The following is a 20,565-nucleotide window of genomic DNA, read 5'->3' as shown; positions in this document are numbered from 1 at the left end:
AAAGCTTTTCAGGTTTGCTACACCGGCGCCAGTCCCTTCGCCCTCAAATACACCACTGTTCTATTCAAATATGGGAAAAGAATGATCAGTAATAACATGCCTATGCATAGCCAGGAGATCAGTTCATAGTAATCCATCGCAAATTGCAACTGTGCCTGCCGGTTAATACTGGCTACCATTAATTTATTCGATGCCGGCACTGCCGGCCACGACGCCATGCCCCTGGCTGCCATGATCCCAATGCTTGCACAAAACCCCAGGTACCTGATGGCCAGGCAAACGCCCGCCGCCGAAGAGCCCATAGAAATATGTACGGATGATATTGTGAAAACAATTGTTGGCACCATGATCATACCCACACCAAGCCCATGGATAAAAAGCGGGAGATAATAATTGTGTTCATTGGCCTGGGTGCTGAACTGAAAGAACATGGTGGAATGAAATATGAGCAGTAATATAAACCCCGGCACCCAAATAGATCGGATGCGCATTTTTTGCAGGATCATACAACAGGCGATGATCACGCCGGTTACCAAACCTGCCAGGTTGAACAGGTTGATGTAAGATATATGCGCAGGATCAATTCTTAGAACGCTGGAAAAGTAGTTTGTGGTAACGCCTGCGGCAAACCGGCAAATGTACATGACGAATAATACAAAAAGCCCTACAATGAAATTCCGCGATCTGAATATGTGCAGATTGATATAAGGCCGCTTCATACTTTTCTGTCTGAACAAAAAGATGGTGGTGCAAACAGCAATGCCTGCTGCACTGAATTGTATGCGCCGGTCTTCAAACCAAAGATACCTCTGTGCGTACACCATTATATAACCTCCTAGGCAAAGTGCAAGGGTATATAAAGAAAAGCTTTGCCAGTCGAGTTTATGCAAAGGGAAACGGGCTTTAAGCCGCACATTGTTCATGATGAGCAACAGCAATACCAGGCAAGGGGCAAAAGCGAATAAAGCTACTTTATAAACTATATTGTAATTGCCGGAGTCTATAACGCCGGCAGTTGCGAAGCTATTAAAGGGAACAGCACACAATATTAGCCCAAAGAAAACCGAGAAGCTGATCTCCCTGGCCCGCTCACTGCGCAGGCGGGTGAACATCAGCGAGAGGGAAAGACTGGCCGTGCTGCAAAACAACAGTCCTTGTATAAAACGCACTGGCAGCAAAATGTATAAATCATGGGTGAGGTAACATATGAAACTACCCACCATTTGCAGTGTTGTGAACAATAAAAAATATTGCTTGGTGGCCAGGTATGCAAAGAAGCGGTGTTCGAGACTGTAAAAGCCGGCATACCCGGCATACCATAACACAACGGTAAATTGTATATCTGCCGGTTCGCAACCATAATAGCCTGCTGCTGCATTTAGATTGGTAAGCGGTAAAATGAACAGCGCTATACTGGGCAGCAACACTAAAAACAGGCTCACTTTTATCAACCATTCGGGCACCCATTTCCTAAACACAGGAATTACGCTATTCATGCCGCTGCTTTTTCGGAATATACACGTTCACATTCATGCCGGCTTTTAATAGCTCAAGGTCTTTTTTGTTACCGTCTATACGTATCCGCACGGGAATGCGTTGAACGATCTTTACATAGTTGCCGGTAGCGTTATCGGGTGGCAGTAGTGAAAAACGGGAACCAGTGGCTGGTGAAAATGAAATGATCTTTCCGCTGAACGTCTGTTCGGGATAAGCATCTGCAATTAGTTTTGCCGAATCGCCAATATGTAAATATGATATCTGGGTTTCTTTGAAATTGGCCACCACCCATTTGTCGGTTTCATTATTTACAATGTATGCCAGTGTTTCGCCGGCATTTATCAATTGTCCGGTTTCAACTGCCTGGCGGCCCATTCTGCCATTATAGGGCGCAGTGATCACTGTATAACTAATGTCGAGTTTATGTGAGTGCAGCAAAGCGGCCAGGCGATTTAGTTCGGCCTGCACGATCTCTTTTTCCGCCTTTAGTGCATGGCTATTACTTTCCAACAACTGTAATTGCGCCCTGGTTTTCTGAATAGCAGCTTCCGTTTGTTGCTGTTGCAAAATGTACTCGCGGTTATCGATGATCAGCAATGTATCGCCTTTAGCAACAAGCTGGTTTTCCTCAAACTTAACGGCAACAATTAATCCGCCGGCTTTTGAGATTATAGGGTTTACATGTTCATCGATTTGAGCGTTATTTGTTTGGATGTAAGTAAAATAACCCCAAAGAGTAAAAATGCCCCAAATGGCAAGCGCCACTATTATTATTCCGGCCATCCAACCGGTGATTTGGGTTATGAGCCTGTCGGTAAGGGTATATTTCTTTTTCATGCTGAGATCGCGTGCAAAATTATCAGTAAGGCGGGTGTTTCATTTCCCTAAATATGCCAACATTTTCATCATTCCGGCCAATTCAGATTACCTTTACGCTATGGGATTAATTGCCAGTTTGCCGGAAATTGAAAAGCAAAAGGACAGCGTGTTTGTTATGCATGAAAAATCGGAAAAGCTGATCCCGTTGCATAAACATAGCAAAGGACAGTTGAGTTATGTAGAGGGTGGTATAGCGTATATAACCATAGAACACCGCACCTATGTAGTGCCGGCAAAACATTACTTTTGGATCCCTGCGGGTATATATCATATTCTGCGTATTGGTTATTCGGCCACGGTATTGCGTTCGCTTTATTATTATGCGCATGACGATGGGGCCGATCCTTATTACGGTAAGCTGGGCATTTACCCCGCCAGTGATCTGTTGATACAGATGATCAATTATACTGAACGATGGGATGGCCGGCATGTAACGCGCAAGGATGATAATTTTGAATTCCTGATAGCATTAAAGAACATTCTACCCCAGTTTGATAATAAGTCGTTGCCAATAGTACTGCCTATAACCGATAATGAACAAATGCAACGCATTGTTAAATACCTGGAAAAGAATATGAGCGAACGGCTTACTATAAATGATGTTAGCAGCCGTTTCAATATCAGCGAACGCACACTGTCGCGCCTGTTCCAATCGAACATGCAAATGACCTTTTTGCAGTATGTTAAAACCATACGTATGGTAAAGGCTATTGAAATGTTACTAAAAACACAAAAGCCTATTGGGGAAATAGCTTTTGATGTTGGCTATGTTACCATTAGCTCATTCAGCGATGCCTTTCATGAATTCACCCATGCACGTCCTTCCGATTTCCGGCGAAGCTAAAGGCTTGTCTATTTCAGATTACAAAATGCCCAGCTCTGGTGGTAATTAGTCCAGCCAGCCTATAGATGATTGGTTAGGGCATAATGTGCAGGTACTTTTACAAAACATTTCAAACTTTAAAAGTAACAAAAATGAAAAATAGTAAAAGTATACGCGTAAGGCTCATTGCAGGTTTATTTATTTTACAAGGCGCTGTGGTAAATGCACAAACGGCAGATACAGCCATACAACCTTTCCATTTTAAAGTGCCTGAAAAAACACTTGTTGATCTTAAGCACCGGATACAGGCAACGCAATGGCCCGATAGGGAAGTGGTGAAAGATGAAACGCAAGGTGTGCAGTTGGCTACCATGAAAGCGCTGGCCAAATATTGGGCTACACAATATGATTGGCGAAAGATAGAAACCAAACTTAATTCGCTGCCGCAGTTTGTAACAAAGATCGATGGCGTTGATATTCACTTTATACATGTTCGGTCGAAACATAAGAACGCATTACCTGTTATCATTACCCATGGCTGGCCCGGCTCTATTATAGAACAGTTAAAGGTTATAGGGCCGCTTACTGATCCTACAGCATATGGCGGCAAAGCCGAAGACGCTTTTGACGTTGTAATACCTTCCATTCCCGGTTATGGGTTTTCGGGCAAACCCGACCAATTAGGCTGGGACCCAACGCGTGTTGCCAAAGCATGGATTATATTGATGAAACGCCTTGGCTATAAGAAATATGTAGCACAGGGTGGCGACTGGGGTAATGCTATTTCTGAAACCATGGCTTTAATAGCACCACCCGAATTGGCCGGCATTCATACGAACATGGCTGCCACTGTTCCTGCTGAAATTAGCAGGGCATTGGCTGCCGGAGTGGCGCCTGCAAATCTTACGGCTGATGAAAAGAATGCCTATGACCAACTGGATTTCTTTTATAAAAAAGGCTTGGGTTATGCCAATGAAATGGGACTGCGCCCGCAAACATTATACGGCATTGCTGATTCGCCTGTAGGGTTGGCTGGCTGGATACTTGACCACGACGCACGCAGTTATGCGCTTATTGCACGGGTGTTTGATGGAAAGCCTGAAGGATTGACAAAAGATGATATTCTTGATAACATCACTTTGTATTGGGTAACTAACACTGCCATCTCATCGGCCCGTTTGTATTGGGAAACATTTCAGGTGGCAAAGGGCGGTTTTTTTGACCCGAGAAACATTCGCATTCCGGTTGCTGTAAGCGTATTCCCCGATGAGATCTATGCAGCGCCAAAAAGCTGGGCAGAACGTGCATATCCCAATCTTATTCATTTTAATACATTGAATAAAGGCGGCCATTTTGCAGCCTGGGAGCAACCAACGGCATTTACCGAAGAACTTCGCTCTTCATTTAAAACACTTCGCTGATAATAGTATAACAGGATAAATAGACCAGGGGGCGTGAACTAAGTTTGCGCCCCTTTTAAAATGGAATAATTGTTGAGGGGTAATGGAACTGTTAGCTCTTACCTATGATCAAGTATGTTAAACCTTGTTTCCTTTTCCTTTTACAGGTACTGATAGATGTAGAGACATTTACCCAGAGCGCTATGCTGAATGGCGTATTCGCCGGGTTTTTTTATGAGAAAAAGAAAGTGAAACAATGAAAGTTAATATTGCTAAGACTACGATAACAAAGAATGAGGATGTAGCCGATGCCCGCACCTTGTTATATAATGCTAACAGAGTGCAGGGTGGCAGTGCGCTTGATAATATACGCAGCCTGCGTGCCAGGGCTACTGTTAGCCTGTATACAATAACCTCACTGGTTGACCTTCATCAAAACCGATTACGTATAGAAATACGTCAGGGCGAAACGCTTCAGCGCATTGAACAGTTTGACAGTAATAGCGCATGGCAATGGGAGAATGGTAAAAAACAACCGTTACCTGCCGACCGGTTGAAAGAAATGAAAACAGCGTTTGGATCGGGGGTGCTGGCATTGCGTCGTTCAGTGATAGACCGCATGACAAACCTGGAGATCAAAGGGAGAGCGAATGGTAAAACTGCAGTCATAGCCGAGCTTGATGGTGTTAAATATGCATATCTTTTCAATGACCGTGGTGAATTAATTAGCGATGGGTATGCTACTACTTTTACTGATTACAGCAATCTTAAAACGGTTAGTGGCATTCTATTACCTTTCAGCGAAAAGCAAAGATCGGGAACTAATAACCTTTCAGTAACCTATACAGAATATGAAATAAATCCAACTATCAGTGAATCTGAATGGGCTGCACAATAGTAAAGCCGCCCCGGTTAAGAGCGGCTTAGATATTTACTTGTTATACCCGTTACGGATGAAGTTTGGCAAATTCTTTTTTCAGATCCTCAGCACCAATTTTAGCTCTGTCGGCACTGGTGCCATAGGTGAGTTCTGTTTTGCCCTGGGCCAGTTGTTCAAAAATGCTTTCTACGAATGGGCCTACTTCCGGCGCATGATCATGCAATCCTATGCCACCTAAGTCAGTTTTCAATGCCGGCGGAACGATCTCTATGACTTTAATGTTTTTGTCTTTAAGAATATAACGCAACGACAGGGTAAACGACCTCAGGAATGCTTTGGTTGCTGAATACACAGGGACTTTGGCAAAGGGTGAAAAAGAGAGCCCGGAGGTCACATTCATAATAGTGTCCAATGCAGGTAGTTTCATGAACAATGAGATCAAATGCAGTGGCGCTTCGATGTTAATAGCAATTTCCTGCTGTGCTCGTTTAAAAAAGTCATTATCCGATGGCGACATCCAGTTTTGAATGCCGGCATTATTAATGAGTACATTCAGATCGCTGTGCTCCGTTACCACCCAGTTGTAAAGAGCTTCTCTTTCAGCAGCATGCTCAATGTCACATTTTTTAGTGATAACAGTTGGGTACCTGTCGGTAAGTTCCTTCAATACATTTTCCCTTCGTCCGCAAACGATAACGGTGTGGTTGTCTTTTAACAAACGTTCAACAATACCAAGTCCAATGCCGGATGCGCCGCCGGTGACAATAATTTTACTATTTGGTTTCATGTTCTTTTACTTTTTACTTCAATAATTGAAGTGTAAAGGTAACATGGGTGCCGGGCTGCTGTGTTATGCGAAACAATCCAATATTTGCAAAAATCAAACCTTGTCCAGTTCTTCGCGGAAAGCGTTGGGGGAGAAACCGGTATGTTTGCGGAAGAAGTTGCTGAAGTGTGCTACTTCTTCAAAACCCAGGCTCCAGGCAATTTGTGAAACGTTCCAGTTAGTATGGCGGAGCAATATTTTGGCTTCCTGTAAAACACGCTGGCTAATGATCTCTGTAGTGGTTTTGCCGGTTGATTCTTTTAATGCTTTGTTTAAATAATTAACATGCACCGAAAGCCGGCTGGCGTAATCGCTGGCGGTACGCAGCTCCAGTTTTTGGTACAAAGTTTCAATAGGGAATTGCCTTTCCAATAACTCAATAAATATAGAAGTGACCCGGTCGGTTCCTTTATGTGGCGTTTGAAGGGTAGAAGCGGGTTGTAGTTTTTGTCCGAAATGGATCAGCTCCATCAGGTAGTTACGTAAAAGATCATATTTATAGGCATAATCAGACGCCAGTTCTTTTACCATTTTGCGAAAGACGGCCGCTATTTCCTCATACTCTTCACCGGTAAGCTTAAATACAGGAAACCCGCCGGGCTTATAAATAGGTAATTCATCCAGAACAATTCCGTTTTTAGTTGAAGAAAAGTACGTATCGGTAAATATGCAGAAAAAGCCCATCTGGTTATCATCCTGCGGAACATAATGGTAAGGGATGCGGGGCGTGCCGAACAGCAGGGCGCTTTTTTCAATATTGATCACCTTATCGGCATATTCCACATGATTGCGCCCGTTTATGAGACTGATCTTATAGTAATTCCGCCGGTTATAAGGCATAACGCCTTTTTGGGCGCGAATGCCGGCGATGAACTCATCGATCCTGAACACATTGAAATGCCCTATGGCCTTGTCTATGCCTGTGGGAATATTGGCGTCGATGCTTTTATAAAAAGCTGACAGCGTTTTTATTTCTTTCGTCATAAACTACCGCTTTGTAAAAATCAAATCTATGAAAAGGCCCCGACAATTACGTCAGGGCCCCAAACCCAAAATGAATATCAACGCCTTACTGTAATGTTTTTTATTTAAGCATGGTCAATTCGCAGCCAACGCATGCCGGCAGCTTCTGCAGCCTGTACGCCGGGATTGCCGTCTTCAAATACCAGGCATTTAGCCGGGTCAACACCTAACTGCTCGGCAGCGTATAAAAAAGGGTCGGGATAAGGTTTGCCCCTGAGCGTTTCACCTGCGCATACCAGTACTTCTATGTGTTTGCTAATACCCAGCAATTGCAGCGTTTTGGAAACAGAAGCGCGACTGCCGCCTGAAACCACGGCAATACGCACCTTGCCCACATGCGCTTTCAAATGTTCTACTACAAACTCAATAGGTTTTGTTTCATTGATATAATTGCTTTCGTATAATTTATTTTTCAATTGCGCAAATGCCGCCGGGTCAAAATTGCCGTTGTACCGTTTTCTGATCTCTTCTGCTACCTGTGTTATAGGCCAGCCTGCCAGTTCATCGATGATGGCATCATCCAACTCAAATCCCAACGAAGTTGCTGCTGCGCAATAAGATGCTTTATGCGCTCCCATATTATCGGCAAGGGTGCCATCACAATCGTACAGGAACGCGCCATAATCTCCTTCACTCAACCGGGTAAGGATCGCCTGTTTATCAGGGTGGGGAAGTATACTGCTCATAAAAGATATCTTATATAATTTTATGCAAATAAGATTTAAAGAAACCGGAAAACCATCCGGCGCGGGTAACCATTCGCTCAATCAGAAAAATGCCTGTTATTGCGCAACAGATGCCCGCCAGTACGTCGAGCACATAATGATGGCTTGTATATACGGCCGAGCACCAGATGCCGGCCATGATCACTGCAAAAATGATACTTATATACCGGTATCGCGCCTTTAAACCATAATACAATACGATCACCGGGTACGATGAATGTAAGGATGGCATTGCCGCAAAAACATTCGAGCCTTTAGCGTATAATGATTGAAAGACCGGTGCGCCCACCAGTTCATCGAACCGTTTCAGTCCGCCGGTGTTACCTGGTGTGGATGCTATAAAATTGAACTGATGCTCCTGTACATACCAGGGTGGGGCGGCGGGATAAATATAATATACCACAAACCCGATCATGTTCACTATAAAAAATGCCAGTGCAAACTGCAGGAACAATGCTCTGTCTTTAAAGAACAAATAACCTGCAAACAACAGGGGTACGGGTACCCAGCATAAATAAAAGATGCCGCTTAACAGATCGCCGGCCCTGAAGTGATGTTGTAGAAAAAACTCATTGGGCGTAACCCTTCCGGTGGCGGTGGTAATGCCAAACAATGTTTTTTCTGCGTTATACAATTCTTCAATATGCACATCCCTGAATGTATAATTAGGAAAGGCTTTCATGTAATCAAAAATGATCCAGTACACTATAAAGATCGAAAATCCGGTAATGAATTTACGGGTAATGCCAGAGCTATAATACATCCCGTTAAAAATACCTATCAATACCAGCTGGTCTGTTTTGAAGCCCACCAGCAGGATAGAAAGTAGCAGGTAAGCCACCGAGATAAGTGTAGTGATCATCACAGTTCGCGGGGCAAAAAAAACGACAGGGGCAGATTTTAGCATATTACTTTTTCTTCTTGGGGAACCCCGATTTAAAAATTTCATCCCACAGTGATGAGCTTACGCCATAGCCCTTGGTAGGGTCATCGTAATGATGAAGCATGTGATGCTGCTTTACGCGTTTCATCAGGGTGCTTTTAAAATTATAATGGTGCATGGCGTAATGCATCATGTCGTATGCCAGGTAGCCTGCAATAAAACCGGCGTAAAAGGAAAACAGGTATGTTTTATTGGTAAACAGTAATGAAAACAAAAAATAAAATCCTATAGCCAATGGAATGCTTGCCGATGGCGGCATCACCAACCGCCTGGCATCTTTGGGATAATCGTGATGTACGCCATGAAATATAAAATGGATGCGCCTGCCCCAGGCAGATGTTGGTTCAAAATGAAAAACAAAACGGTGTAAAATATATTCCGTGATGGTCCATATGGCAAGGCCCATGGCCAGAAATAAAAAATAATAAAGCGGATAAATGCCGTTGTCAAACGCACGCCAGGTCATAAAGGCGATCACGGGTATATAAATAAAAAGCGGGATGGAAAAATGTACTTTCGATAAAGCTTCCATCCAGTTGCTTTTGAACATCCGTACCGATTCGGTTGAATTTGATACATACAATTTCTTCATTGCAACAAAGTTTTAATTGCCATTATCCTTGATCTCACTTTTCAGCACCTTCTTTCTTTCTGCAACAGCTTTTCCGGTGGAAGGGTCATATCCGCTTACTTCGAAATATTCAATGTCGGGCGAAAATGTAGAACCGCCGATGATCTTTACGAAAATATGATTGAGGATCATCATTTTTCCATTGATGGCGGCATACAACCGGTACTTGCCATCGGTGCCTTTTTTCAAATACATGGAATAACCTGCATAAGAAACCAGGCGTACCCGGTAGCTGCTATCGGGGTACGACTTTATCTTCACACCATATGCAAATGCACGCTGTATCCAACTCAATTCGGCGGTTTGTCCTTTTTCTGCATACCTGATCCAGTATACGTGAACGGGATTGCTGGTATTCAGTTTCCCATCCTTCATATTCAGTTCATATACGATGGTATTGGTATTGGAGGTACGTTGCAGATAAAACAGCCTGTTGGCATCGGCCGGCGGAACGGGAAATCCTTCCTGCGCTATAGCCTTTGTAGCAACCAGGCAGTAAAACAATATCAATAATACGTTTCGTGTCATGCTTTTTCGTCAAGCGCTTTTTTAGCGTCCATCAATCTTTTAATGGCAGTGATATTTGTTAATACGGCCATTACGGTAATAGGTATGGTAAATACCGACATGGTTTCAAATACGTGAAAAGGAATGCCGGGTATTGTTAATTTATAATCGCCGCCGATGATAGTAGCTGTAATACCGCAGGCAATGGCAGATAACGCTGTTAATACTACCCGCTCGGGACGTTGCATTAAACCACCTTTATTTTGTATGCCCAGTCCCTCGCTGCGTGCACGGGTATAGCTTACCATCATAGAGCCAATGAGTGCAATAAATGCAAACAATGAGCTCAGGAAATAGTGATGGGCCACCAGGTAATAACAGATGCCCAGGAACATGAACATTTCACTATAACGGTCGAGTACAGAATCATATAAAGCGCCGAAGGTGGAACTCATATTGCCGGTGCGGGCTACCTGTCCGTCGAGCATATCGAACAAGCCGGCAAACAATATAAGGCCGCCGGCCCAGCCTACATAAGAAAAATCACCGCGATTGCCTTCTTCGGCACCTACAATAAATATGATGGCCACGCCAATATTCAATATTAAACCGGTGGTTGTAATAAAATTGGGCGTTACACCCACTTTTACCAATCCACGCACTACAGGGTCTATTACACTGTAAATATTTTTTTGCAAACGGTCACGCATAGCTATTTGGCTCATAACAAAATGTTTTATTAAAATTCAAACCTCGCTCTGGCGCGGATGGCCCATTTAGGTACATCCGGGTTTTCGAGATAGGAAAGGCGTTTTACCAGGTCAACCCGCAATATTTTGAATATATTACCTATGCCTACATTGGCTTCCATATAGGGTTTGGATGCCAGTGAAAAAGTAGTTGTTTTGCCTGCTTCGTCGGTAGGAAACAGGAACGCTTCTTTATTATAGGCCGGATCGTTTTCGCGGCGTATGCCGCCATATGCCATTTTAAAACCGGCCACCTCGCGCAGCTTAAGTTTCCTTATCAGCGGAAGTTTATTAAAGATGAAACCATTGAAATAGTAATCTGTACTTACCGATACATAATGATCGCTAACAAACTCCATAAAGTTCATCATGTTGAAGGAGTTGAGCTGGTAAGCATAGGTTTGATTGGCCCGGTGTATCGTCAATAAAGGATAGGGGAGTTGTCCGAAGATATAACCGCCTTCGGTAACTACATCGGCATAACCAAATTGCGAAAAATAGAAGCGCTTGAAGATATTGGCCGTTACCTGCTGGTAATTATAATCACCATTTACCAAGCCTTTAATTCCGGAAATATATCGTAGCCGGAAAATAGGGTATTTATTAAAGATAGGAATGCGATAGGTTTTCCCCTGGTAAAACTGTTCGCGGGGTGCCCAACGCAATTCTGCTGAAAGCTCGGTTGTGGTAATGTCCTGGATGGTAGAAACGCCTGCTCCATCAAATTTCTGATAAACGATACTGCCGGCTGCCTGTTGTCGCCAGTTCTTGAAGCCGAATGTATAGCTGATGTTCTTGCCAAACTCCCGCACGTATTCTGTAGTAAAAATATCATTGTACAGCCACTTGTTGTTATCGCCGCGTTTAAATGATAACAGAAAGTTGTCTTCCTGTACAAACTGTAGTTCTTGGCCGGGTATTTTGGTGTCGTGCTGAAAGCTCACCCGCAGAAAATTGTAGGGGAATGTATAGATTGATTTTTTGTTGAAGGAATAAGCGCCTGATAAAAAATATTTTACCCGCTCATCTTTAAAGCCATAAGCAGCATACGTTTCAAAATACAAACGCTTGCTGAACTTAGGTGTGGTGCGTCCGCCAAAACGAAGCCGGAAACCTTCTACCGGGTTAAAGCTATAAAAAGCGTTTACCGGACCTATATCGAATGGCCCGGCAGATTTATACCCCGCTAATAAGAACGTAGCCCAGTCCATTAGCCGGCGGTACGATTTCATATTCTTAAGGCTATCCATATTCGTATAAGCCTTTTGTTCAGTTTCAGAAAGTGCCGTGTGGCGATTGGCTGTCCAGAAGCTGTCGCTGGCAGATGCGGTTGATTCTGCAATAATTTCCGAGCGGCCTTCGTATACTGAATCGGGCGCGGGCTGGTTAATGATATAATTTTTATATGAAACTGTACGTTCGCCTACCAGTCCGCCCGAAGCTTTTTTCGATAAAGCAAATTCGGCCAGCATATCACTCATTATTACATGATACCGGCCATCGGCGCCGCGTTCAAAATCCTGTTTTATCCGCAGCTCTCTGGTCCAGTTAAGATTAGCATGTTTTGTAAGACCCATTTGTATCTTTTGCACGGCGTAATTGCCATCGAGCGTTATGTACATAGAGCCTCTGAACAAAAGGTCCTGGGGATTACGCGGTGCAAATGTCAGTTGAACCAGTTTTATACCATCCATCTCTACCGTGTCGCGCAGGTAGAAACGATAGAAGGTAGGAGCGAGGTCTGAAATTGGGCTAAGCAGCTGGTTCGAGAGCAGGGTGAGATTGGGCTCATAGATATCTATGGGGGTATACATGCTGTTCAGGTATCTTGTAATACCATCGTTGTCTACAAATTCGCCGAGGTTCACTTTTTTCTTTCCCAGCACATACGTCTTTTCTTTTGATGGGCTTTTGCGGTAATATTTATCAGAGAGGGTTTCTTCTATGTACACAGGTATCAGTGCCTTGCCTTCAAGGCGGGTGGTGTCCTGGTTCTCTACCAAAAACTTATAATTCTTTAACAGCCGGTTATTCATCAGCTTTTCAGGTTTGTTGGTAAGCGACAACTCCATTTTCTCGTATTGCTGGTATTGCACATAGTCAAGAGCGCTCATCCTGTTGCGCTCCCTGTTGTCAACCACTTTCCTTATAAGCTCTACCGCCGGGTTGTCTTTGTTACGGTATTTAGTTCGTTTTCTTGAGTTCACCGTTACCGAAGCCATCTCCGCTACTTCGAGGTTTACATCGAGGTCCTGGGTTGTACCCACTTCAATTTTTTTTCGTAATACCTTATACCCGTTGAATGAAAATTCAAGGGTGGTATTTTTAGGATTTGTGGTGGAAATGGAATAACTGCCGTCTTCTCCGCTCACAACACCTTTGCTGCCTTTAAAATATACACTTACAAACGCAAGTGGCGCATGTGTTTGAGCGTCTCTTACAATACCTTTAACAACAGTTTGCGCCTGCGCGCATAAAAAGGAGCAGGTTAAAACTAGGAATAAAGTCAGGCTTTTTTTACTATCGAACAAACTTATCATCGTCTACCAATTATTGCTGAACACAAAATTCTTTTGCAAGGGATAATTGTACAGGAAAGCAACCAGTAGTGATACTACTACTTTTGAAATGGCATAATGCAAACCGGCGTGGCAGGCAAATACATATACTCCGCCTGTATTCAGGAATAAATTACCGGTCCATACCAGCGCGTACTTCCAAAGTTGCCTTACTGCTTTTTCATCTCCTGCGTTGAAAACCCAATGCCTGCCTATCAAAAAATTAACTATGCCGCCCGTTATTGTACCTGTAGCCGCTGCCATTACCACATTTATCTTACACACCTGTACCAGCAGCATGGTCATCAGAAAATCACATAATGATGCTGCCAGCGATGCTGCATTGGCTTTCAAAAATGTGATCATGATTTCTGATTTAGGGATTTAGAGATTTTGAGATTTGCTATTGCTCAGCAGGTTAATAAATTGCGAAATCCCGAAATCTCAAAATCCCGAAATCTCAAAATATTTGCATAGCCGTAGGAGCAGGTGGGCATAAACGCCCGCCAGCACATCATCGGCCATTACGCCTATACCACGCGGCAGTGATTCTGCCCTGCGAATGCCCAGTGGCTTTACAATATCGAAAAAGCGAAAGAGCACGCATCCCGTTATGATATATTGTACATCGTTGGGTAAAAATGCCAGCGTTATCATCATGCCCAATACTTCATCTATAACGATCCTGTTGCTGTCATGTTCCCAAACCGTTTCCATACGGGTAGCACTCCATATACCCGCTGCCAGTAACGCCACCAGCAGCAATGCCTGGTATATATATCCTATGGAAATAAAATACCAGGCAATACAAAAAACAACTGCGGCGGCTGTGCCTGCTCCCTTTCTGAGAAAGCCAATACCGCCTGCAGTTGCAATTATACCCGCCAATTTTATCATCTTATAGCCTCTTCTACTTCCAGGGTATGCTTCAATGTGCCGGGCTCTGATGTGGGCTCCTGCATCATATTGCGTAACACTTCTTTCAGTGTATTCAGTTGTTTGAAAATATCATTCTCTACCGGTGCGCCATCTTTTGACTGCGGCGCTTTAAGATAGAACGATAACCAATCCTGTACACCGTACATGCCTGCTCGTTGGGCCAGGTCGGCAAACAGCGCGAGGTCAAGTACAAGCGGCGCTGCCAGAATTGAATCGCGGCAAAGGAAATTGATCTTGATCTGCATTTTATAGTTCAGCCAGCCGAAGATGTCGATATTGTCCCAGCTTTCTTTATTATCGCCATGAGGGGGATAATAATTGATGCGGATCTTGTGATACAATTCGCCATACAGGTCGGGGTGCAGGTCGGGGCGCAGAATGTCTTCCAGTACACCGAGCTTTGATACTTCCTTCGTTTTGAAGTTCTGTTCATCATCGAGCACCAGGCCATCACGGTTTCCAAGGATGTTGGTTGAGTACCAGCCGCTCACACCCAGAGAGCGTGCTGCCAGCCCCGGTGCTACTACTGTTTTCATCAGCGTTTGACCGGTTTTAAAATCCTTTCCGCCAATAGCCGTTTTTGTTTTGTTGGCCAGTTGTACAATGGCGGGAATATCGGTCGTAAGGTTAGGGGCGCCGTTGATAAAAGGAATGCCCTGGCTTACTGCGGCATAAGCGTAGATCATGCTGGGTGCAATAGCTACGTCATTGTTCTTCAAACCTGCTTCGAAAGAAGCGATCGATTCATGCACTGCAGATTGCTCAAGGTATTTCTCGGTTGAACCGGTCCATACAATTACTACCCGGCTTACTTTATTTTCTTTTTTGAAATTTTCAATATCCTTGATGAGCTCCTGGGCCGCATCCCATTTGGTGGCTGTTTGTTTGTAAAAAGTACCGTCGAGGTTTCTTACATAACTTCTGTCAAATACAGCCTTCATGGGTTTAATGGCTTCTAGCTCGGGCTTGATGCTCTTCAGCAATTCCTGATCAAGCACCCGCGCATTACTGGCTGCTTCATATACGTTATCCTCATAAATATCCCAGCCGCCAAAAACCACATCTTCCAGTGATGCCAGTGGTACAAAATCCTTGATAAGCGGATTGCGATCGCCTTTTCCTTCGCCCAGCTCAATATGACCGGTTTGAGTAAGCGAACCAACCGGCTTCGACAAGCCCTTCCTTGTGGCGATAACGCCTGCGATCATCGTAGAAGCTACGGCACCTAAACCAGGAAGCAGGATACCTAACTTTCCTTTTGCCGGCAACATTTGTTCTTTCATAAAACCTTAATTTTTCTTATATATAATTATAACCACTTGTTATCACTGTACCATTGTAACGTTTCTCTAAGTCCACGGTCCAATGCATACTGCGGACTAAAACCTAAATGTATTTTTGCCTTTTCAATACTGCATTGCCAGTTAATGGCTGTTAGCTCCTGCAGTTTTTCGCGGTTGAGCACAGGTGTTTTACCACGCCATGCATATATTTTTTCCAGCGTAAAGGCAAGTCCTTTTACCATTTTATGTGGCAGGTGCAATCGTAAAGTGTTCTTGTGTAAGATCCATTTGCAAAGCCGGGCAAGTTCATATTGGTCGTAACCGGCACCGTCGGATATATTGAATGTCATTTGTGATACCCGGGAGAACAATGAGTCGATCGTTACCGAGGCAAGGTCTTTAACATATACAAAGCTTAACTGTTGATCGCCCTTGCCAATATATGCTTCAATTCCACGGTTTATGGAGCGCATCATGATCAGGATGTCGCGCTCCCGCGCACCGTATACTGCGGTTGGGCGTAACACCACCAGGGGTAACTGTGGTAATGTTTGTAGTTTTTGTTCAGCCAGCAGCTTGCTTCTGCCGTAAGCAGTTACCGGGGCAGGCGTTACATTTTCCGTGATCAACGTGTTTTTGTCGTTCAGCGGACCAACTGCTGCCAGGCTGCTCATAAAAACAAACCTGGTGATCTTATTATCCGCAACTTTCAATGCGGCGCTGGCCAAATTGAAAGTATATTCTGCGTTTATTTTATCATATGCTTGTTGTGAGCCTGCCCGTGTAGCGCCGACAGCATGAATGATATAGTCGCAACCTGTAGCTGCCAGTTGTTTTACCAGCTGTTCTTCGTTGTTATAATCAAGCTCACAATATTCAATATCATAACTCTTCAGGTGATCGATGGCGCTTCCCTGCCTTACTGCTGCACAAACGGCAAGTCCTCTTTTCAGGGCAGCTTCAATGAGGTGAAAGCCTATAAACCCGCTGGCCCCTGTTATCAATACCTTCTTTTTCATTATTGTTTTTCGGCTAATGGCTTTTCATAAATGCGATAGCGTTTATACACTTTGCCATTGATGCTTTCAATTCCTTTATTCATCATGTCGTTGTGCTCCAGGATCCATGAGGCTTCTGCGCCTTTCATATTGCGTTCGCCAACCCGTTTAATGATGGCTGCATAAAAACAGGCTTCAATGCCCATTTTCCGGTATTCTTTATTTACCCCCAATGCCAGTACGCGTATGCGGTCGATCTTTTTCATGTTGAACAGCAGCTTGAAGATGCCGGTTGGCAACAGCCGGCCGCGTCGCACTTTGATCAGGATCTGGTTAATATCGGGTATGGCCAGGGCAAAACCTATTTGTTTGCCATTATGTTCGGCTATCAGACAAAACTCCTCATCAAGCACCATCTTCAGGTCTTTTGCCAGGTAGCTGAACTCATTATCCGTCATTGGTACAAACCCCAGGTTCTTATCCCAGGCTGCATTGTATACTTCCCGCACCTTATTGGCTTCGTTCGCCAGGTCTTTTTTATTTACGGGTCGTATAGTTATATTATTCTGACGTAGTCTGTTCAGTAATCTTTCCTGCAGTAATACTGGCCGTTTACCAACCGATTCCAGCGAAAGGTCCCAGGCCAGCAGGTCTACTTTCTTTTCCATGGCCAGCATTTCCATCAGTGATGTATAATAAGGTTTATTATACGTCATCATGGCTATGGGTGGTTTATCAAAACCATCTATCAACAACCCGCAGGGTTCGTTGGTTGATGGGTTTACCGGCCCAATGATGGTTGTGGCGTTCTGTTCTTTCAGCCATTGTTCTGCTGAATTGAAGAGTGCCGATGCTGCTTCCAGGTCGTTGATGCATTCAAAGAAACCAAAGAAGCCGTCGGTTGTATTATTGAACCGGTTGTGGTTATTGTTTAGGATGGCTGCTATCCTTCCACTGATCACATTGTTCTTATAATATAGGAACAATTGCATTTTTGAATGTTCGTGAAAAGGATGTTTGCCGGGCGTCAACAGATCGCGCTGGGCAATAAAAAGCTCAGGCACATAATTGATATCCTGTTTATATAACTCGTGCGGAAAATCAATAAAGGCCTTTAATTGCTTCTTTGTATATACATTAACAATACCGGTCATGCGCTTTCTTTTTTCAATTTCAGGTCAATACCCAGTTCCAGGGCTGTTTGTTTCATTTTGTCAACCGCTTCTTCTATCTGGTTAAAGGAGTGGGTAGACATAAGTGAAAGCCTTATCAGTGATGATTCGGAAGGCACGGCCGGCGATACTACAGGGTTTACAAAAATGCCTTTGTCCTGCAAGGATTTTGTGAAAAGGAATGTTTTATGATTGTCGCCAATACGTACAGGGATGATGGGGCTTTGCGTTTCACCGGTATCGAAGTCCTGCTCCTGTAACAGCTCCATCATATAGTTAGTATTGCTCCAGAGTTTGTCTATTCGTTGCGGCTCCTCTTCAATAATATCGAGGGCGGCTATTACGCTGGCTGTTGAAGCAGGCGTCATGCTGGCGCTGAAAATAAGTGCGCGGGCTTTGTGCTTCAGGTAATCGATCACTTCTCTATCGCCTGCCACAAAACCACCCAGCGAAGCAAGCGACTTGCTGAATGTGCCCATGATGAGGTCGGTTTCATTGGTGAGTTTGAAATGAGAAGCGGTACCTGCGCCTTTGTCGCCAATAACACCTAACGCATGTGCATCATCAACCATTACGGCGGCGCTATACTTTTCGGCTAGTGCGGTAATAGTGGGCAGGTTGGCAATATCTCCTTCCATGCTAAAGATGCCGTCTGTAACGATCAGCTTGAACGCATTTTCCGGTAATAGCTGTAGCCTGTGCTCAAGATCGCTCATATCGTTATGACGGTACTTGATCACCCGTGAAAACGATAGCCTGCTGCCATCTATTATAGAAGCATGATCGTACTCATCGAGCAACAGTACATCTGCACGGCCCGATAAGGCAGAGAGTGTGCCCAGGTTGGCCTGAAAGCCGGTGCTGAAAAGGATAGCATCTTCCTTGCCGGTATATGCGGCCAGTCTGCGTTCCAGTTCAACATGTAAGTCAAGCGTACCGTTTAAAAACCGGGAGCCTGCGCAACCGCTGCCATATTTTTGAATTGCTTTGCTGGCAGCTTCGGCTATCCTTGGGTGATTGGTGAGGCCAAGGTAGGAATTAGAGCCAAACATTAACACGCGTTTCCCATTGAGCGTTACCTCAGTTTCCTGTCCCGACTCAATTACACGGAAATAGGGATACACATCTTGCGCTCTAATCAGGTCTGCGTCTTTAAATAGTGAAATCTTTTGCTGTAGTATGTTTCGCATTAAATAACTTTCCAACTTTATATGATCCGATCTACGAGTGCAAAGTTGGAAATTGAACAACATAAGCGCAATGTCAGAAAGTCCCCGGAGTATGTCTAAAATTCCCTGTCTTATAAACTGCTCATTGAGTTAAAATAATAACGGTCTTTCTTTGAACAAAAGCTTGCCCAATGTGTATTCTCGATATAACAGGCGCATACAAAAACACCGGCGCTGTTGTTCAGCGCCGGTGTAGAATATGTCAAAAATGTTTATAACAATACTATCGTCAAATGCTCTTCCGGTACTCAGAAGGGGTGATGCCAGCATAGCGTTTAAAGAACTTGCTGAAGAAAAACTGATCGCTAAAATACATGCGGTCTGCTACCTGTGCAATGGTAAGTGAAGGGTCGCGTAACAGGTTCTTGGCTTCAACGATCACCAGTTCATCAATATATTCCCCGGCTGTTTTGCCCGAAATTTTTTTCACCGTTTGCGTAAGATACTTTGCTGTTACATATAACCTGTTTGCATAAAACTGCAGGCTGCGTTCTGTTTTAACATGTTTCGAAAGCAACGCAAGGAACCGCCAAAGCAGTTCTTCCTTATGATCGTGTACCGTTTTTTTCTGATTTGAATATTTGTGGTAAAGCCCTGCCAGCTCAAACTGGAACACATTAAAAAAATGGCGCACAACTTCCGCTGTAAAAGGGTGATCGCTTTCTACAAAGTTCTTTTCGCGTAACATGGTTATTACATTCATGAACCGCGAAGCATCTTCTGCAGCCATTTGAAAATGCAAACCGCCGCTGTTGAAAAGAAAGTCAAACAGGTCAATGTACCTTTGAGAAAGACCGGCGCCTAAGAGGAACTCGGGCGTAAAGGCCACGCAGGCTGCTTTACATTCATTGTCTGCTCCATTTGCCTGGCGTATCACATGCGGTGGAATGATCAACAGGTCATTTTCTTTTGCAACAACTTCTTCTCCATTCAATTGTATGGTTAAAGAATTTTGCATAACAAGAAGCACCCAGTAGGAATCTGTACGAAAAGGCTGTGAAAAATGCGCGTTGTCAGGATCAGGCTTTTTTATAAATACCCGCAAGCCGTCTATGTTCCATGAATGACCGGTAAGGTCGTTCATTTCCTTTATGGTGCGCAGGTAAACGGGACTACTACTTGTCTTCATACAAAAGATTTAAGGTGTATGAAGATGGAGGCACGAGTGTTTTTTGTATATATATAAATATACAACAGGTCAGTGTTACTATCATAGCAGAATAGGTTGCCAGCATTCCTGCCATGACGGTATGGGAGGAATAGCTGTTCAAAATGTTAACCAGACAGTAACATTGGTGATTGAAAGATTGTTTATCATTTTTTAATTTTTTTTTAAAATAGGCTATCGGGAAACGAATATGGAAATATTAAGTTTCCTCACAATTCATCTCAAACGGCTGGTAAAGAACCCTCTCTGTCCTCTGCTATTGTAAGAACAACGCTTTTGCCTTTATAAAGGTTGAATAAAAAAAATAAAGTATTGAAAGCCGTTTTTAGCCATGT

21 protein-coding genes are annotated in these 20,565 nt (G+C 43.9%); 4 read left to right on the top strand and 17 right to left on the bottom strand.

The window, feature by feature from the left end; translation table 11 throughout:
- Positions 1 to 17: 17 nt before the first annotated feature.
- Together GGD38_RS18900 and GGD38_RS18895 are read right to left on the bottom strand one after the other, a co-directional pair.
- On the bottom strand, positions 18 to 1,496 hold the full coding sequence (locus GGD38_RS18900; protein WP_375301944.1) for a beta-carotene 15,15'-monooxygenase: 1,479 nt from the start codon (positions 1,494 to 1,496) through the stop codon (positions 18 to 20).
- Positions 1,489 to 2,334 (bottom strand): HlyD family secretion protein, encoded by an 846-nt coding sequence (locus GGD38_RS18895; RefSeq protein ID WP_375301943.1) that lies wholly within the window; start codon positions 2,332 to 2,334, stop codon positions 1,489 to 1,491. Before GGD38_RS18895 ends, GGD38_RS18900 begins: the two co-directional genes overlap by 8 nt.
- Here GGD38_RS18895 and GGD38_RS18890 point away from each other — a divergent pair.
- The 4 genes from GGD38_RS18890 (at position 2,333) to GGD38_RS18875 (ending at position 5,497) form a co-directional block, all read left to right on the top strand.
- Entirely contained in the window at positions 2,333 to 3,220 is an 888-nt protein-coding gene (locus tag GGD38_RS18890; RefSeq protein WP_375301942.1) for a helix-turn-helix transcriptional regulator, read from the top strand. The genes GGD38_RS18895 and GGD38_RS18890 overlap by 2 nt on opposite strands.
- 131 nt (positions 3,221 to 3,351) lie before the next feature.
- Positions 3,352 to 4,620, top strand: a complete 1,269-nt coding sequence (locus GGD38_RS18885; protein WP_375301941.1) for an epoxide hydrolase family protein — start codon at positions 3,352 to 3,354, stop codon at positions 4,618 to 4,620.
- Positions 4,621 to 4,724: 104 nt separating this feature from the next.
- The gene (locus tag GGD38_RS18880) at positions 4,725 to 4,859 is read left to right on the top strand and encodes a hypothetical protein (RefSeq protein WP_375301940.1); all 135 of its coding nucleotides are present in this window, start codon (positions 4,725 to 4,727) and stop codon (positions 4,857 to 4,859) included.
- Positions 4,856 to 5,497 (top strand): hypothetical protein, encoded by a 642-nt coding sequence (locus tag GGD38_RS18875; RefSeq protein ID WP_375301939.1) that lies wholly within the window; start codon positions 4,856 to 4,858, stop codon positions 5,495 to 5,497. The genes GGD38_RS18880 and GGD38_RS18875 overlap by 4 nt, the downstream gene beginning before the upstream one ends.
- Before the next feature lie 49 nt (positions 5,498 to 5,546).
- Here the strand turns inward: GGD38_RS18875 and GGD38_RS18870 are convergent, their stop codons facing one another.
- The 15 genes from GGD38_RS18870 to GGD38_RS18800 form a co-directional block, all read right to left on the bottom strand.
- The gene (locus GGD38_RS18870) at positions 5,547 to 6,266 is read right to left on the bottom strand and encodes an SDR family oxidoreductase (protein ID WP_375301938.1); all 720 of its coding nucleotides are present in this window, start codon (positions 6,264 to 6,266) and stop codon (positions 5,547 to 5,549) included.
- 93 nt (positions 6,267 to 6,359) lie between these two features.
- Entirely contained in the window at positions 6,360 to 7,289 is a 930-nt protein-coding gene (locus tag GGD38_RS18865; protein WP_375301937.1) for a helix-turn-helix domain-containing protein, read from the bottom strand.
- Between the two features lie 104 nt (positions 7,290 to 7,393).
- Complete coding sequence (locus tag GGD38_RS18860) at positions 7,394 to 8,014, bottom strand: HAD family hydrolase (RefSeq protein ID WP_375301936.1); 621 nt, start codon at positions 8,012 to 8,014, stop codon at positions 7,394 to 7,396.
- 10 nt (positions 8,015 to 8,024) lie between these two features.
- Positions 8,025 to 8,960 carry a phosphatase PAP2 family protein gene (locus tag GGD38_RS18855; protein ID WP_375303860.1) on the bottom strand — a complete coding sequence of 312 codons (936 nt, stop codon included), beginning with the start codon at positions 8,958 to 8,960 and terminating at the stop codon, positions 8,025 to 8,027.
- A gap of 1 nt (position 8,961) precedes the next feature.
- Complete coding sequence (locus GGD38_RS18850; RefSeq protein WP_375301934.1) at positions 8,962 to 9,588, bottom strand: sterol desaturase family protein; 627 nt, start codon at positions 9,586 to 9,588, stop codon at positions 8,962 to 8,964.
- Between the two features lie 12 nt (positions 9,589 to 9,600).
- Complete coding sequence (locus GGD38_RS18845; protein WP_375301933.1) at positions 9,601 to 10,155, bottom strand: DUF4833 domain-containing protein; 555 nt, start codon at positions 10,153 to 10,155, stop codon at positions 9,601 to 9,603.
- Entirely contained in the window at positions 10,152 to 10,859 is a 708-nt protein-coding gene (locus GGD38_RS18840; RefSeq protein ID WP_375301932.1) for a CDP-alcohol phosphatidyltransferase family protein, read from the bottom strand. The genes GGD38_RS18845 and GGD38_RS18840 overlap by 4 nt, the downstream gene beginning before the upstream one ends.
- 14 nt (positions 10,860 to 10,873) lie before the next feature.
- On the bottom strand, positions 10,874 to 13,423 hold the full coding sequence (locus GGD38_RS18835) for a DUF5686 family protein (RefSeq protein ID WP_375301931.1): 2,550 nt from the start codon (positions 13,421 to 13,423) through the stop codon (positions 10,874 to 10,876).
- A 3-nt stretch (positions 13,424 to 13,426) separates the two neighbouring features.
- The gene (locus tag GGD38_RS18830; protein WP_375301930.1) at positions 13,427 to 13,807 is read right to left on the bottom strand and encodes a GtrA family protein; all 381 of its coding nucleotides are present in this window, start codon (positions 13,805 to 13,807) and stop codon (positions 13,427 to 13,429) included.
- Positions 13,808 to 13,885: 78 nt separating this feature from the next.
- A complete protein-coding gene (locus GGD38_RS18825; protein ID WP_375301929.1) occupies positions 13,886 to 14,338 on the bottom strand; it encodes a phosphatidylglycerophosphatase A in 453 nt (150 codons plus the stop codon).
- The gene (locus tag GGD38_RS18820) at positions 14,335 to 15,663 is read right to left on the bottom strand and encodes an inositol-3-phosphate synthase (protein WP_375301928.1); all 1,329 of its coding nucleotides are present in this window, start codon (positions 15,661 to 15,663) and stop codon (positions 14,335 to 14,337) included. Before GGD38_RS18820 ends, GGD38_RS18825 begins: the two co-directional genes overlap by 4 nt.
- Before the next feature lie 26 nt (positions 15,664 to 15,689).
- On the bottom strand, positions 15,690 to 16,682 hold the full coding sequence (locus GGD38_RS18815; RefSeq protein WP_375301927.1) for an NAD-dependent epimerase/dehydratase family protein: 993 nt from the start codon (positions 16,680 to 16,682) through the stop codon (positions 15,690 to 15,692).
- Complete coding sequence (locus tag GGD38_RS18810; RefSeq protein ID WP_375301926.1) at positions 16,682 to 17,815, bottom strand: GNAT family N-acetyltransferase; 1,134 nt, start codon at positions 17,813 to 17,815, stop codon at positions 16,682 to 16,684. The genes GGD38_RS18815 and GGD38_RS18810 overlap by 1 nt, the downstream gene beginning before the upstream one ends.
- Entirely contained in the window at positions 17,812 to 19,023 is a 1,212-nt protein-coding gene (locus GGD38_RS18805) for an aminotransferase class I/II-fold pyridoxal phosphate-dependent enzyme (RefSeq protein ID WP_375301925.1), read from the bottom strand. Before GGD38_RS18805 ends, GGD38_RS18810 begins: the two co-directional genes overlap by 4 nt.
- A 268-nt stretch (positions 19,024 to 19,291) precedes the next feature.
- The gene (locus GGD38_RS18800; RefSeq protein WP_375301924.1) at positions 19,292 to 20,191 is read right to left on the bottom strand and encodes an AraC family transcriptional regulator; all 900 of its coding nucleotides are present in this window, start codon (positions 20,189 to 20,191) and stop codon (positions 19,292 to 19,294) included.
- Between the last annotated feature and the right edge of the window lie 374 nt (positions 20,192 to 20,565).

This window comes from Niastella sp. OAS944, from assembly GCA_024809215.1.
Lineage (GTDB): Bacteria > Bacteroidota > Bacteroidia > Chitinophagales > Chitinophagaceae > Niastella.
The sequence above is the reverse complement of the archived record's forward strand: the minus strand, read 5'-3'. Positions and strand labels throughout refer to the sequence as shown.